Origin of the sequence: Sodalis sp. RH21, from assembly GCF_047324175.1 — a bacterium.
Classification (GTDB): domain Bacteria; phylum Pseudomonadota; class Gammaproteobacteria; order Enterobacterales; family Enterobacteriaceae; genus Acerihabitans.
This window is the reverse complement of the sequence record NZ_CP178732.1, coordinates 1,520,779-1,536,334: the sequence shown is the minus strand read 5'-3', so window position 1 is coordinate 1,536,334 and position 15,556 is coordinate 1,520,779. Positions and strand designations below refer to the sequence as shown.

At 58.2% G+C, this 15,556-nt stretch carries 11 protein-coding genes and 1 pseudogene; 5 read left to right on the top strand and 7 right to left on the bottom strand.

Translation table 11 applies throughout. The annotated features are described in order from the left end of the window. Positions 1-92: 92 nt before the first annotated feature. From ACL2XP_RS07085 to fruB, 7 genes and pseudogenes are all read right to left on the bottom strand, one after another. The gene (locus tag ACL2XP_RS07085) at positions 93-938 is read right to left on the bottom strand and encodes a mannose/fructose/sorbose PTS transporter subunit IID (protein WP_413737939.1); all 846 of its coding nucleotides are present in this window, start codon (positions 936-938) and stop codon (positions 93-95) included. Between the two features lie 14 nt (positions 939-952). Further along, entirely contained in the window at positions 953-1,759 is an 807-nt protein-coding gene (locus ACL2XP_RS07080; RefSeq protein ID WP_413737938.1) for a PTS mannose/fructose/sorbose transporter subunit IIC, read from the bottom strand. 11 nt (positions 1,760-1,770) lie between these two features. Then, positions 1,771-2,679 (bottom strand): annotated as a pseudogene (locus tag ACL2XP_RS07075) (mannose/fructose/sorbose PTS transporter subunit IIB). Positions 2,680-2,981: 302 nt separating this feature from the next. Beyond that, entirely contained in the window at positions 2,982-5,855 is a 2,874-nt protein-coding gene (locus tag ACL2XP_RS07070; RefSeq protein WP_413737936.1) for a sigma 54-interacting transcriptional regulator, read from the bottom strand. A 170-nt stretch (positions 5,856-6,025) separates the two neighbouring features. Then, positions 6,026-7,732, bottom strand: a complete 1,707-nt coding sequence (gene fruA, locus ACL2XP_RS07065) for a PTS fructose transporter subunit IIBC (protein WP_413737935.1) — start codon at positions 7,730-7,732, stop codon at positions 6,026-6,028. Beyond that, positions 7,729-8,685 (bottom strand): 1-phosphofructokinase, encoded by a 957-nt coding sequence (gene fruK / locus ACL2XP_RS07060; protein WP_413737934.1) that lies wholly within the window; start codon positions 8,683-8,685, stop codon positions 7,729-7,731. Before fruK ends, fruA begins: the two co-directional genes overlap by 4 nt. Continuing rightward, positions 8,682-9,821, bottom strand: coding sequence for a fused PTS fructose transporter subunit IIA/HPr protein (gene fruB / locus ACL2XP_RS07055; protein ID WP_413737933.1), 1,140 nt, complete (start codon positions 9,819-9,821; stop codon positions 8,682-8,684). Before fruB ends, fruK begins: the two co-directional genes overlap by 4 nt. Before the next feature lie 359 nt (positions 9,822-10,180). Between fruB and ACL2XP_RS07050 the strand changes: the two genes are divergently transcribed. The 5 genes from ACL2XP_RS07050 to ACL2XP_RS07030 all read left to right on the top strand — a co-directional run bounded on the left by ACL2XP_RS07050 (position 10,181) and on the right by ACL2XP_RS07030 (position 15,456). After that, a complete protein-coding gene (locus ACL2XP_RS07050; RefSeq protein WP_413737932.1) occupies positions 10,181-11,431 on the top strand; it encodes a sugar efflux transporter in 1,251 nt (416 codons plus the stop codon). Between the two features lie 30 nt (positions 11,432-11,461). After that, complete coding sequence (gene yeiP / locus ACL2XP_RS07045; protein WP_413737931.1) at positions 11,462-12,034, top strand: elongation factor P-like protein YeiP; 573 nt, start codon at positions 11,462-11,464, stop codon at positions 12,032-12,034. 181 nt (positions 12,035-12,215) lie between these two features. Next, positions 12,216-13,706 (top strand): mannitol dehydrogenase family protein, encoded by a 1,491-nt coding sequence (locus tag ACL2XP_RS07040; RefSeq protein WP_413737930.1) that lies wholly within the window; start codon positions 12,216-12,218, stop codon positions 13,704-13,706. A gap of 3 nt (positions 13,707-13,709) precedes the next feature. Next, on the top strand, positions 13,710-14,699 hold the full coding sequence (locus ACL2XP_RS07035) for a CobW family GTP-binding protein (RefSeq protein ID WP_413737929.1): 990 nt from the start codon (positions 13,710-13,712) through the stop codon (positions 14,697-14,699). 43 nt (positions 14,700-14,742) lie between these two features. Then, a complete protein-coding gene (locus tag ACL2XP_RS07030) occupies positions 14,743-15,456 on the top strand; it encodes a phosphatase PAP2 family protein (protein ID WP_413737928.1) in 714 nt (237 codons plus the stop codon). The last annotated feature ends 100 nt before the right edge of the window (positions 15,457-15,556 follow it).

Genomic DNA, 15,556 nt, shown 5'->3' with positions numbered 1-15,556 from the left:
ATGCCTTGGTAAGTAAAAGGCGTCCATGGCAAAAACGGCTCTCATCCATGAAAGCCGTTACGGCGGGCCGAGGCGTTAGGCCGGCCTGGCGGCTAGGCCAGCACCCCGCCCCAATACCCCAGAATACCGATAATAAAGATCACGATGATCATCAGCAGCGGATTAACTTTCTTACGTAATAATTTTGCCACCAGCATGGTCAATATCAACGGAAGCATGCCCGGCAGTAGCTGATTGAGGATAGTTTGCACCGTGGTGACCACCATTTGGCCGTCGGCGCCGGGAATACGCGATACCACGATCGGCACATTGATGGTGGTCCATTTACACACCAGGGCCCCCATGATGAATAGTCCCAGAATCGACGCCGACTCCGTAAGTTTCTGAATGCGATTGCCGCCTAAATCCGCCAGGATCTCGCGCCCTTTCACGTAGCCATATTTCAAGCCGTAATATTTTACCGGCAAGCGGATGGCGTTAAACGCCAGGAAAAAAAACAGCGGGCCGAAAATGCTGCCGCTCAAGGCCAGGGAGGCGCCAAGCGCCGCCAGCACCGGGCGGATGGTGCCCCAAAAAATCGGATCGCCCACGCCGGCAAATGGCCCCATCAAACCAACTTTAACACCGCTGATGCTTTTACCGTCGATATTGGCGCCGTTGGCCTTTTCCTCTTCCATCGCCGCCGTAACCCCTAAAATCGGCGCGCTGCAAAAGGGCTGGGTGTTGAACCATTCCAGGTGGCGTTTTAGCGCTTCGTTACGCTCCGCGCCCGGCCCGTACAGCCGCTTGATGGCCGGTATCATGATGAAGCAATAGCCCAGCGCCTGCACACGCTCGAAGTTAAACGAGCCCAGCAGGAAATTGGAACGCAGGAACATGCTGAAAATATCGCCTTTGCTCAGTTTTTTGGCACCCAGGGTGACCGGTTGCGTAGTCATGGCATTCTCCTTCATTATGCGTCCAGATCGTCTTCGTCGTTCAGCGAAGCCGCGCCACCGGCTGGATGGGCGGCGGGCGCCGTGGTTTTGGGCTGGTATTTCGGATTAAGCTGCATATAGAGCAGCGCGCCGATAAGCCCCATGCCGCCAAGGCCCACCAGGTTAAAGCCGGTAAAGGCCGCGACCAGAAAACCGGCGAAGAAAAACGGCATCAGATATTTAACGCTCATCATATTGATCACCATGGCATACCCCACCACCACGATAATGCCGCCGCCAATCTGCAAGCCGTGGGTCACCACCTGCGGGATACTGTTCAACATCATGCGTACCGAGTCCACGCTCATCAACGCCACGATAAAGGTGGGGATCATGACCCGTAACGCCTGGAAGCACAGCGCGGTAATATGCATGATCTCAATACCGCGGGTATTGCCATGTTCCGCATAGGCATCCGCACGGTGGATCAGGAACACCGTGGTGGTCCTGACAAAAATCGTCAGCGCCTGTCCGGCGGCGGCGAGCGCCACGGCAATCGCTATGCCCTCGCCAATCCCCTGGTGGGTATTGATCACCAAAATAGTGGAAATCACCGACGCAATGGCCGTATCCGGCGCCATCGCCAGCCCGACGTTCATCCATCCCAGCGCCATCATCTCCAGGGTGCCGCCCAAAATCACGCCGGTGGTGAGATCGCCCAGCACCCAGCCGACCAGGGTACAGGCAATCAGCGGCCGATGGGTCTGCCCTTCGTCCAGCACGCTGCCCATGCCGGTAATGGCGGCAATAAGCAACAATAAAACGATTTGTAATGTAGTCATGATCCCCTCATTTATTTTAATTTAGTCATGAAATCGACGGGAGAGTCGGAAGGTAATTGACGTAATTCCTGTTTAATGCCCAATTGCTGCAAGGCCCGGAATGCGGCAATATCCTGGCCGGTAACGCTGACCGATTTGGTGACTTGTTCACGATCGTTTTCAAACCGCATGCCGCCGACGTTAATACTGTCGATTTTTACGCCGCCTTCCACCATGCGTAAAATATCGGTTGGGTTTTCGAATAATAAAAACGCCGTGACGTTTTCGTAACGCGGACTGCCCCAGGCTTTAATCATTTTATCCACCGATACCACGCTGGCTTTCATATTCGATGGCGCAACGGAAATCAATAATGATTTACGCAACTCATCCGCCGCCACCGCATCGGACACCACAATTAAACGTTCGGCGGGATACTCTTTTATCCAGCGGGTCACCACTTGGCCATGAATAAAACGATCGTCAATCCGCACTAGTAAAATATTCATTTAAAGTTCCTCATCCACATCGTTATTATTTTTCAGACTTTGTTTTAACGACTTCACACCCTCTTTCGCCATTTCGATGGTGGCATTCACCAACTGCTCATAATTCTCGAAACCCTCGCGTTCCAGAAACAAATTAATCAGCATCGGCACGCTGACGCCGGTGATTACATCCCAATCGGGCCGGTCCACCGCCAGCAGGCTGGCCGCGTTAAACGGACTGCCCGCATACATATCCACCAAAAACAGCAGCCCGTCGTGGGTATCCAGCCCGGGTAACAGCGCCCGGTATTTTTGTACCAACGTATCGACGTTTTCACCCGGCATAAAAGTGATAAAACCGACATTGTCCTGCGCCCCGATAATCATTTGCGCGGTATTTAATAGGGGTTCGGCAGCGGCGCCGTGGGTAGCAATGATAATTGCTGTATTCATCGTCTTAATTTCCCGTCAACGAAATGCTAAATAATCCCGCTAAATATATAGCAACAACCATGCCATTATTCTGTATTACGCCCACTCCGCAGCCGGCGCGGCTTGGCCAGCCAATACAAAATAAAATGATACGCTATTAGCGGCTTGATACACTGGCAAGGAATCGCTGAGACCAAACAACGGCAGTGTATTAAACAGGGGTAATACACTGTCAATTATTCGCAACATAAGTGGATAGTAAAATTATGGCGTTAAATAATGCCAGCCTGCCGCGGCGAAATGGCTATTTAGAGTGATCTTTATCACAAATCATTATCTTCAGGCACGCACCTGCGATTGCTTAATTCGGTGACGATTTCCAGCAAATAAGCCAGTTCGCTATCATCCAGAGTAAGCGCGAGTTTTTTTTCAAAACACGATGCTGCCTGCCGATATGCCTGGAGACGTTGCTGCTGCACGTCAGCCAGCCGGCCCTGATAAACCAGGCCGGTATTACGGATCATCCGTTCCAGCGCGCTGGCGATATGCACGCTCAGGCTGATTTTCATGCCATTATCAAACGATCGGCGCTCCAGCGTTTCCAGCAGGCTGATAAATTCCAGTATCGGCTCGACTATCTTGTGCGGGTTGAGATAAGTGATGAATTCATTCATGCTCTCTTCGCTGATTTTGCGCACCATGGCATGGGGTTTAACCGCTGGCGCGGTCACGGGGTAATGTTGCACCAGGCGCGTAAACTGTGCTTCCCCATCGCTGGAAAATAGCTGTTCCAGCGTTAGGTAAGGGGCCCCGATGCGCGGGTCGGCGATCCCCAGCGCCATGATAAACCGATAGCGTCCCATAAGCGTTGCGCGCTGTTGTTCAATTTCGCCCAGGGACATGGCTATTACGTTGATATCACCGCGCCCCATGCCTTGCAGCATGCCGTCGACAAAGATTTTCAATTTTTCGGCGGTGCCCTGGCCGGTGGAGCACACGCTCAGTATCGCCTCGACTTTTTGCAGCAAACCCGACGTATCCTGCTGCTGGGCGGTTTTTTGATAATTGCCGTAGCCTTTAAAATCGCATAATGAAAAATAAATATCGTCGAGATCCATATCCATACCGGCGGATTTCCGCACGGCTTCGATTACGGTAGGGGTGGAAACCATGGTCAGGGTGCGGACCGGAATCCCCGTTTCCTGCATAATTATGTCGCCAAAGCCGCTCAGCGATCCCATATCCACCAATAACAGCACCCCTTTACCCTGGTTAAGATCTTTAATCCGCTGCCGCATCTGGTCAAGCACCAGTTTCGGACTCAGATCCAGCGGCATGTCGATGCTGTCGATCACGCCTTCGCCCAACAGTTTTTGCGCCACATTGGCCATGGAACCGGCCGTACCGCTGCCGTGCATGGCCACCAGCACCGCCACCCGTTCTTCCTGCTGCGTCTTGAGCAGCGAACCGATCAGCAGCGTCAGGTAAATAATTTCCATATCGGGTACGGTTACCGCAAATTTCTCCTCAATGGCCGTCTTGAGCTTGAGGGCGACGGCATATTCAACGGCATGATTATTCACCGCATTGTCGATATTGGGATAGGCGAGCGGATAATGGTTATTCACCCGTTCCAGAAAAGAGGTCAAATGCAGGCTGAACGCCAGTAGAAAACGTTCAGTAAGGCGTTGGTTCAGTTCCCGCTCCACCAGAACTCTCATCGTCTGGGCAAAGCCGAGGATATCTTCATTCACCAGCTTGAGAATATTCTCCTGCAGGCGGTTGCCGTTCTGGAATTTGAGATAAAAGCTGTTTAAATGAATACTGATATCCAGCGTGATAAAACGCACTATCTCATCATGGGACATACCCCGTTCCTGCATAAAACCGACCTTGCCTTCGATCACGTTATACAAATTAAACGAAGGTTCGTATTGATCGTCCTCCTGCAACGACCGGGAGTCATCCTGCGGCCCGACCACCAGTTCGTTTTCCAGGCGATCGGTGATTTGCTGCATTTCACTGCGTCTGCCGCTCAGGTAAAAAAAGCCGTTTTTTACCTCGCCGGGTAAATCCCGGAAAGCGATACTGACGGTATCCTGATGCAGGCAATGCAAAAATCCATTGGCGCACACCAGTTGGACATTGGATTTCATCTGGCCGATATTGCCAAACGCGGTATTGCCGATCAGGGCCTTCATGGCTTCGGCATCGATGCGAATCGGCTTTTGGATGCGGTGCGCTTCTTTTACCAGCAGGAACTTCAGCAGCTCGATTTTTTCTTTGGCGCTGCGCTGCTCGAAGGTGGGGATATCGATAATAATCGGAATGCGCCGGACAAAGGTCTGCAATAACGATGATTTGGGATCTTCCGTGGTCGCGCCCACCAGCAACACGCTGGCGGTCTGGCCGCGTTCGGTTTCCCCCAGGCGGCTATAGGTGCCGCTATCCATGAAATAGAACACCATTTCCTGGCCTTCCGGCGGCAGGCGATGTATTTCATCAAGAAATAGCATGCCGCCGTCGGCCTTTTGAATCAGCCCCTCTTTGTCCGCGCCGGCGCCGGTAAAGGCGCCTTTAACATAACCGAAGAGATGGGCCATTAATAATTGGGGATTCATGGCGTAATCGGCGCAGTTGAACACAATAAACGGGGTGCCGGGCGCAAAGCGGCCGACATAACGGGCGTAGTTAAACATCATCGAGGCAAACAGGCTTTTACCGACGCCGGTTTGACCGGTAATCAGCGTATGCAGACCGCTGGGGGGGTAAAGTACGGCGGCTTTGGCCTGCTCGACCAGATTTTTCAAGCTGCTGTCGGCGCCGATCAACATGCTGAAGGGGTTGTTTTTATCACGCACGGCTACCGGTTTTTCATCCACCGGCGCCGCGGGCAAGGAGGCCGGGTTAAGCAAAGCGGCAAGATCGGCGAATTCGCCGCACGGTTCGCCGAGTTTAATGGCCAGCAGTCGTTCAATGCCGGCTTTGGGTAAATACCTCACCGGCCGCCCCCTGATTTTAATAATCAGTCCCAGGCGCAGCAGGTTATTTAGTTCAAAGCTAACGTTATTACGCAGTATCGCCAGGGCTTCGGCAATGTCCTGGGTGGTAAACCCGCCCCGTTCACGCAATTCATTGCGGGTGAAGGGTTCGAATTGTTCGGACATCCAGGCATAGATTTTATCAATCCGTTTCATCACCGCTCCTGTTCCATATCGCTATCCGCCCGGCAATAGCGTTCCCAGGCGTCGCAGCACGTGTTTTTATCGCAGCAAAACGGGGCGGCAAGCCGCCCCGTCAAATTGTTGGCAAGCCGCCTAAAGCCCGGCGCGCCGCGGATGGCGCGCTCGCGCCTTAGCCGGCAATGCTACGCCAGGGCTTTTGCCAGTTCGGCATCCGGGCGTTTGAGCATCGAGTACATCACGCCCAGCAGCAGAGTGCCCGCGGCAATGGCGATCAGGTAACCTACCACCGGCGTAATCGCCCCCGGGATCAGTAGCACGAACATCCCGCCGTGCGGCGCCATCAGCTTGGCGCCGAAGAACATCGACAATGCGCCGGTGACCGCGCCGGCAATCATGCTGCACGGGATAACGCGGAACGGGTCGCGGGCGGCAAACGGAATCGCCCCCTCGGAGATAAAGCACAGGCCGAGAACAAAAGCGGCTTTGCCCGCCTCGCGTTCGGTTTTATCAAACTTATTGCGTCCCAGCAGCGTCGCGACGGCGATACCCAGCGGCGGCACCATGCCGGCGGCCATAATCGCGGCCATCGGCGCATAGGTCTGGGTGCTGAGCAAGGCCACGCCAAAGGCATACGCGGCTTTGTTAATCGGCCCGCCCATATCGCTGCACATCATGGCGCCGAGAATCGCGCCCAGCAGTATGGCGTTGGCGGTGCCCATGGATTGCAGCCAGTTGGTCAGGCCGGTCAGGATCTTGGCCACCGGGGTGCCGACCACATAAATCATCACCAGGCCGGTAACCAGGCTGGCGATAAGCGGAATGATCAGAATGGGTTTAAGCGCGGCCATACTTTGCGGCAACGGCAGCTTGGTGCTGATAAGCTTGGCCACATACCCGGCCAGGAAACCGGCGATGATACCGCCGATAAAACCGGCGCCGGTACTGACCGCCAGCATGCCGCCCACCAGTCCTGGCGTCAACCCGGGACGATCGGCGATGGAAAAGGCGATAAACCCGGCCAGCACCGGCACCATCAGGGCAAAGGCCGATTTACCGCCGATTTGCATCAGCGCCGCCGCCAGGGTACCCGGCTGTTCCGCCGCGTGAATCCCGAACACAAACGACAGGGCGATACACAAACCGCCCGCCACCACCATCGGCAGCATATAGGACACGCCGGTCAGCAAATGGCGATAGGCGCCGGGAGAGGATTTTTTCTCGTCATTATCGCCGGCTTCGTTCGATCCCTGCTTGGGCTGATAGATTTTGGCTTCAAGCACCGCTTTATCCAGTTCCTGGGCGGTTTTTTTCAGCGCCAGGCCGGTGCTGGTGCGATACATGGGCTTGCCGGCGAATTTGCTCAGATCCACTTCGATATCGGCGGCCACAATCACCAAATCGGCCTGCTGCACTTCTTCAGGCGTAATGGCATTGCCCGCGCCCACTGAACCGCGGGTTTCCACTTTCACCCACCAGCCGCGTTTTTTCGCTTCGCCGTCAATGGCTTCGGCCGCCATATAGGTATGGGCCACGCCGGTAGGGCACGCGGTAATCGCCACCACCCGTTTGGGTCCCGCGACGCTCGGCGCCGCCCCGGCCGCGGCTGGCGCGCTAGCCGCCGGCGCCTGATAAAGGGCGGCGTCGGTTTTCGCCCGCGCCAGGAATTCGCCGGGCCGGCTGGCCGCCAGGGAGGCATCGCCGGCATAGACCCGTTTGCCGTTCAGGGCGGCATCGGCCGCGCCGTTGCCCACCAGCACGATCAACTCGGCGTCGGCGGCGGAATCAACCAGGGTCAGACCCGCGTCGGGCGCGGCGTCGGCCAGTATTTTTTTCACCAGGTGGCTACGGGCCTGCCCCAGCGAGCTGTCTATTTTCAGCAGCGTTTTCATTGTGCCTCCAACCGGTCATTAAAAGGTTTTAGATCGACTCGGGCCATCATCGCGGCCAATTGCGGCCGATCGGTGATGCCGACATTGCTTTGGCTTACGGCCAGCGCCGCCACGGCGGTGGCCAGACGTAAGGTATGTTCACTGGACTCGCGCATCAGCAGGCCGTAGATCAACCCGCCGACCATGGAGTCCCCGGCGCCCACGGTGCTGACCACTTCGCAGGCCGGCGGCTTGGCCAGCCAGGCGCCCGAGGCGTTAACCCACAGCGCGCCCTCGGCGCCCAGCGAGATAACCACGTGGGCAATGCCCTGTTCGCGCAGCGCATGCGCGGCCACCACCACATCGGACAGGGTGGGTAATTTACGCCCGGCCCAGATTTCCAATTCGCGGCGGTTGGGTTTGACCAGCCAGGGGGCGGCTTTCAGGCCGGCCACCAGCGCCTCGCGGCTGCTATCGAAAATTATGCACGGGCAGTGGCTGCGCAGCTTGATCATCCATTCGGTAAACGCTTCCGGCGGGACGCCCGCCGGCAGGCTGCCGCTGACCGCCACCATATCGAACTGGCCGAGCCAGGTCAGCGAGTCGTTGACGAAACGCTCCCAATCCTGCGGCGTGACGTTAAACCCGGAAAAATTAAAATCGGTGACATCACCTTGCTTTTCGGTCAGCTTGACGTTGATGCGGGTACGCCCCTGCACCACCTGAAAACGGTTGGCAATGCCCAGATCGCTGAACAGCAATTGGAAACCATCCTGGTTGTCCTTGCCCAGAAAGCCCCCGACGGTTACATCGATGCCGAGATCCTTAAGCACCTTGGCCACATTGATCCCTTTTCCCGCAGCGTGCAGTCCTGCCGTTTGCACCAGGTTAACTTCCCCGCGTTCGATTTCGGGGCAATAACCGACCAAATCATAGGCCGGATTCAATGTAATCGTGGCAACGCGCCTACTCATGCCGCACCCTCCCCTAAACCTGAGGCAATCGCCTCGCCAATAGCCTTCAGCGCCTGTTCAGCATCATCGCCGTCGGCGGTAAAACGCAGCCGGTGTCCGCACTTCACTCCCAGGGCCACGACCTTCATCAGGCTGCGTCCGTTGGCCGGCTTGCCGCTGCCGTCGAGGTTGGTGACGGTAATCGTGCTGTTGAACTGTTTGATCACATTGACTAACGCGGTGCCGGGCCGCGCATGCAGGCCATGTTCGTTGCGCACCACGAATTCCGCGCTGTGCAGCGATGCCGATGCCGGGGCGGCGGTTTCGCCGCTAAGCAATGCCAGCAGGGCCGGGCCGTCGGCGGTCAGCAGACGGGACGCGTTGCCCGACGATAACAGATCCGCCAGGGCGTTCAGCACCGCCAGCGGCCGGTCGTCGGCCATGGCGACGGTCACCAGTAGCGCTACGGTCTCGCCGCCGGCGTCGAACGCCGCCGCCGGGCGGCTGACGGCCACGGCGCTGGCCAAATTGCCATCGGTACTATCGTTGAGCCAGACGCCCTGGCCCAGATTCAGCGGCTGCCCGCTGATAACCTGGCTGACAAAGGAGGCATCCACCGCGCCGGCCTGCTGCAACCGGCCGGCATTGAGCGCTTTTAGCGTCATCAGATCGCCGGCGGCGACATCCAGGCTCATCAGGGAAATATCAAACAGGAAGGGCGCGGGCTGCCGCTCGCCGGTCAATGCGCCGCGCAGTTCTTCGGCGGAGGTGGTGGTCGCCAACCGGGCGGCTACGCTGTCATCGCTTAATACATGGGTCAACTGGCGCAGCAGCGCGAGATGCTCATCGGAGCGGGCGGCGATACCGATCACCACATAGGCGGTTTGGCCGTCGCCCCAGTCAATCCCCTGGGGAAACTGGAAAACCTGTACGCCGGTGTTCAGCACCAGATCGCGGGTATCGGTAGTGCCATGGGGAATAGCGATGCCATTGCCTAAAAAGGTGGACGTTTGCTGCTCGCGGGCCAGCATGCCGTCAACATAGCCCGCGCTGACGCTGCCTGCTTGCGCCAGGGCTGAAGCAACCTGGGCGATGGCCTCTTGCTTGTTCTGCGCTTGAGCACCGAGATGAATATCTTTCAATGACAGATCAAACATACCTCTCCTCGCTTGCTGAACGTTGAATCGTTTCAGCTTAAATGGGAAATAAAAGCGCAATCGTTTGGAAAACCGCCAAACAACGACGCTGAAACGTTTCAATAAAGTCTCCGACGTTGTGCCTGCGAATGCAAGCACCGCCGTATTATTGATGTTGGATCTTTGAAGCGACGCACATTTTGCCTCTTTTCACCGCCTGCCGGCGTCGTTAGCCAGCGTTTGCTGAACCCATGCTGAAGGCCGAATGACCGGCGCGCCATCCGCCGCGCAGAGCGTCTTTTTTTTCGCCAGCCTCTTTTGTTTTTGGCCGGCAGGCGTATCATTCGCGCGTCCATCCGTTTTTATTTCGACATAACATCATGCATACCCCTACCGCGCTATCCTGGCGCCTGCCCGATATGGCCGCTTCGGCATTTCTGGCCATTGCTTTTCTTTCCGGTATCGCCGGCGCGCTGCAGTTGCCTACCCTGAGCCTGTTTCTGTCCACGGAAGTCCAGGCGCGGCCCTTCATGGTGGGGTTGTTTTATACCGGCAGCGCGGCGATCGGCATTGCGGTGAGCCAATTCCTGGCCGGCCGCTCCGATAAACAAGGCGATCGCAAGCAGCTAATACTACAGTGCTGCCTGCTGGGCGCCGCGGGGTGCGTGCTGTTTGCCTTCAGCCGCAACTATTTTGTGCTGCTGGCTTGCGGCGTGCTGTTGACCAGCTTCGGGTCCACCGCCAATCCGCAGATGTTCGCCCTGGCGCGCGAGCATGCCGAACGCACCGGGCGCGAAGCGGTCATGTTCAGCTCGGTAATGCGCGCGCAGGTTTCCCTGGCATGGGTGATCGGGCCGCCGCTGGCATTCGCCCTGGCGCTGGGGTTCGGTTTCAAGGCCATGTATATGATGGCCGCCGTCACGTTCCTGCTGTGCGGCGCCCTGGTGTGGCTAATGCTGCCGTCAATGCGCAAAACGGCGCTGAAAACCGCCGCGGTGCTGGAAGCGCCCCGCCGTAATCGCCGCGCCGCCCTGCTGCTGTTTATCGCCTGCACCCTGATGTGGACCTGCAACTGCATGTATCTGATCAATATGCCGCTCTACCTGATCCATGAACTGCATCTGCCGGAAAAACTGGCCGGGCTGATGATGGGCGCCGCCGCCGGGCTGGAAATTCCCACCATGCTGATTGCCGGCTATGTCTCCAAACGCTTCGGCAACCGGCTGCTGATGCGCGTGGCCGTCGGCGCCGGACTGCTGTTTTATTTCGGCCTGCTGGTATTTACCGCCCCGCTGGCGCTGCTGGCGCTGCAACTGCTTAACGCGGTGTTTATCGGTATCCTGGCGGGCATCGGTATGATTTATTTCCAGGATCTGATGCCCGGCCAGGCCGGCGCCGCCACGACGCTGTTTACCAATAGCGGGCGGGTGGGCTGGATTATCGCCGGTTCGCTGGCGGGCCTGATTTCGGAAATCTGGCAGTTCCACGCGGTCTTTTTTGTGGCGCTGCTAATGATTGGCGGCGCCGGTTATTGCATGTGGCGCATCCGTGATGTAGATTCGCCGCTGCCCCGCGACACACGCACTTCCCGCTTGCCTGGAAGCCCCGGCAACGGTAACGTGTCGCCATAGATTCCGACACAATTATACAGGTCCACTTTGATGGCTAGAGCAAACGAAATTAAGCGCGGTATGGCGGTAAACTACAACGGTAAATTACTGCTGGTGAAAGACATTGATATTCAAAGCCCTAGCGCGCGCGGGGCCAGTACGCTGTATAAAATGCGTTTCTCCGACGTCCGCACCGGCCTGAAGGTGGAAGAGCGTTTCAAGGGTGACGATATCCTCGATACCATCAACCTGGTGCGGCGCTCGGTGAATTTTTCCTATATAGACGGCGATGAATACGTTTTTATGGATGACGAGGATTACACCCCCTATCTGTTTAAAAAAGAGCAGATCGAAGATGAACTGCTGTTTATTCCCGAAGGCGGCATCCCCGGCATGCAGGTGCTGACCCTCGACGGCCTGGTGCTGGCGCTGGAATTGCCGCAAACGGTGGATCTGGTTATCGTCGAAACCACGCCGGGCATCAAAGGCGCGTCCGCCAGCGCCCGTACCAAACCGGCGCTGATGAGTACCGGCCTGACCGTTTCGGTGCCGGAATACCTCAATAGCGGCGAAAAAATCCGTATCCACGTGGCCGAACGCCGCTATATGAGCCGCGCCGACTAACACCGGCCGACGACGCCGCTGCCCCGCCGCGACAGGCGCAGCGGTTTGCCGTCCTTTCCTTTCATTTACTTGCACCAAATCCCATTCCTACATACCCTATAGCGCCGATTTCACCATCTTTTCTATACTTGTCGGCATGCAGCGAACGCAACCCATCCCCGGCCATATAGGAAGCCCCATCATGACCACCATAGCCAACCAGCCCCTGGCCGCCGAGGTGCAACGGCCCGATTACCCCCGCGACGCGCTGCGCAGCCGCATCGTGCATATCGGTTTCGGCGCCTTCCACCGCGCCCACCAAGCGGTCATGACCGATCGGACGCTTAATTTGCTCGGCGGGGATTGGGGCATCTGCGAGGTGGGTCTGCACAGCGCGGATCTATTGGAGGCCCTGCGCCGCCAGGATCATTTATTCACCGTACTGGAAAAGGACGGCGACGGGCGGCAGGCCCGCATTATCGGCGCGGTCCATGAATCGGTGATAGCCGCCGGCCAGGGCATCGACGCGGTGCTGGAAAAACTGGCCGAACCGCAGGTGGCGATTGTCTCGCTGACCATTACAGAAAAGGGCTATTGCATCGAGCCGGGCAGCGGCGAGCTGGACCGGAATAATCCGCGCATCATGGCCGATCTGGCGCATCCCGCGGCGCCGTCCTCGGTGCCCGGTATTCTGGTGGAGGCGCTGCGCCGGCGCTATCAGCGCGGGTTGCCCCCCTTTACTTTGCTCTCCTGCGATAATATCCCCGGCAATGGCCACGTGGTCAAACGTGCGGTGCTGGGACTGGCGCAGGAGCGCGATCCGGCGCTGGCGGCCTGGATTGATGAGCATGTCTCCTTCCCGGCGACGATGGTCGATCGCATTGTGCCCGCCGCCACGCAAGACACCTTTGATGAAATCAACGCGCTGCTGGGCGTGGATGATCCCTGCGCCATCGCCTGCGAACCTTTTATCCAATGGGTAATAGAAGATGATTTCGTGGCCGGGCGGCCCGACTGGCAACAGGCCGGCGCGCAGTTCGTCGCGGACGTCTCCCCCTATGAAGAAATGAAACTGCGGATGCTCAACGGCAGCCACTCTTTTCTGGCCTGTCTGGGTTATCTGGCGGGTTACCGCCATATCAGCGATTGCATGGCGGATGGGCATTTTCGCGCCGCCGTCGCGGAACTGATGATGAATGAGCAGGCACCGACCCTGCGCCTGGACCCGGCCGGCGCGGATCTTGCCGGCTACGGCCGGCAATTGCTGGTGCGGTTCGCCAATCCGGCGCTGCGGCACCGCACCTGGCAAATCGCCATGGACAGCACGCAAAAACTGCCGCAGCGCATGCTCGATTCGGTACGCTGGCATATCGCGCGCGGCAATGATTACCCCCTGCTGGCGCTGGGCATTGCGGGCTGGATGCGTTATGCGGGCGGACGCGACGACGCGGGCGGGGATATCGACATCCGGGACCCGCTGCGCGACGATCTGCGCCGCATCGTCGATGCCAGCGCGGACGGCGCACCGCGGGTGCGGGCCTTGCTGGCCCTGCGCCAGGTATTTGGCGACGATTTACCCGCCGTGGAATCCTTTGTCGCCGCCGTCACCCAGGCGTACGCGCAATTAATGCACGTTGGCGCCAAAGCGGCGGTCGCCGCGGCTGCCGGCCCGTTATCCCGAGGTATCAATTAAATCATGATCGCTAAAACCACCCTGGTAACCGGTTTTCTCGGCAGCGGGAAAACCACCACCCTGCTGCATTTGCTGGCGCAAAAACCGGCCGGCGAACGCTGGGCCGTATTAGTCAATGAATTTGGCGAGATCGGCGTCGACGGGGCGCTGCTGGCGGAAAGCGGCGCGGTGCTCAAGGAGATTCCCGGCGGCTGCATGTGCTGCGTTAACGGCCTGCCGATGCAAATCGGCCTTAATACCCTGCTCCAGCGCAGCGCCCCCGACCGCTTGCTGATCGAGCCGACCGGCCTGGGGCATCCGAAACAGATCCTGTCCCTGCTCACCTCGCCCATCTATGAAAGCTGGCTGAGCCTGCAGGCGACCCTATGCCTGCTGGACGCCCGCCAGCTCGGCGATCCCCGCTGCCGGGACAATGAGAATTTTCGCGACCAGCTTGCCGCCGCCGATATTATTATCGCCAACAAGCAAGACCGCTATGCCCCGGAGGATCGCGCGCTGCTCGCCGCCTGGGAACGGGAATATGGCGGCGGCCGTTCGCTGATACCCGCCACCCGGGGCGAGATTGACCTCTCGCTGCTGGACGCGCCGCGCCTGAACCTGCGCGAGCTTCCCGCGGGCCGCCATCACCACCGGCACGACGCCCCCGGCGCCGGATTGGCGGCGCTGCGCTTACCGAGCAATACCGGCTGGCGCCGGGCGCTCAACCAGGGACAGGGCTACCATGCCAGCGGCTGGATTTTCGACGGCGACACCCTGTTCGATACCGTCGGGGTACTGGAGTGGGCGCGGCTGGCGCCGGTGGAACGGGTCAAAGGGGTGATGCGTATCGCCGAAGGGACCCTGCTGGTGAACCGCCAGGGGCAGGACTTGCAGATCGAAACCCGCCCGGCCCCGCCGCCGGACAGCCGTATTGAATTGATCAACCCCGCGCCCGCTGACTGGAACGCCTTGCAATCCTCCCTGTTGAGGATTCGTTTATGTTTACCGGATTAATATGTTCATCTTCATATTTTAACGTCAGTTCAGGTACGGATTTATGCGGCGCTTACCTGCTATCGCGATCCTCAATGTACTCGGCATCGCCCTGTTTCTGTCCTGGTATCTGCCGGCACATCATGGGGTGTGGTGGCGCATTGACTCGGCCATATTCTTTTATTTCAATACCTGGATGGCGCAAAGCCATGGGTTCGCCGTCATATTGGCCATCACCAATTTCCGCGGCTTTGATGTGGTTTCGCTGCTGGCCATGGGGCTGCTCTTCGGCCTTTACTATTTGCGCACCCCGCCCGCCCGCCGCTATGAGCTGATAGGACTCGGTATCGTGATGCTGCTCTCGGCCATGTTGCTCAATCAACTGGGCCACCTGCTGCCGGTCAGCCACGCCAGTCCGTCGGTATTTTTCAAAAATCACGACAACGTGGCGCGCATCGCGCAGTTTACCTCCATCCCCACCAAGGACGCGTCGATGGACAGCTTCCCCGGCGATCACGGCATGATGCTGATGATTTTCGCCGCCTATATGCTGCGCTATTTCGGCCGGCGGGCTTTTGCCGGCGGCCTGCTGATCCTGGTGTTGTTCTCGCTGCCGCGGGTGATGATCGGCGCCCACTGGTTCACGGATGTTGCGGTAGGGTCGTTATCGGTGACCCTGGTAGGCTTGAGCTGGTGGCTGATGACCGGCGCCTGCGACAACGTCATCCATTGGTTGAACCAGCGTTTACCCGGCCATCGCGTCAAGAGTTATCAATAGGAATTATCTATGGCGGCCGGGGCCGGGGCCGGCCGATCGGCGCCGCCGATTGGGCCACGGCGCGGCGAAAGCCACGCGCTTCGGTATCAGCCATCCCCAC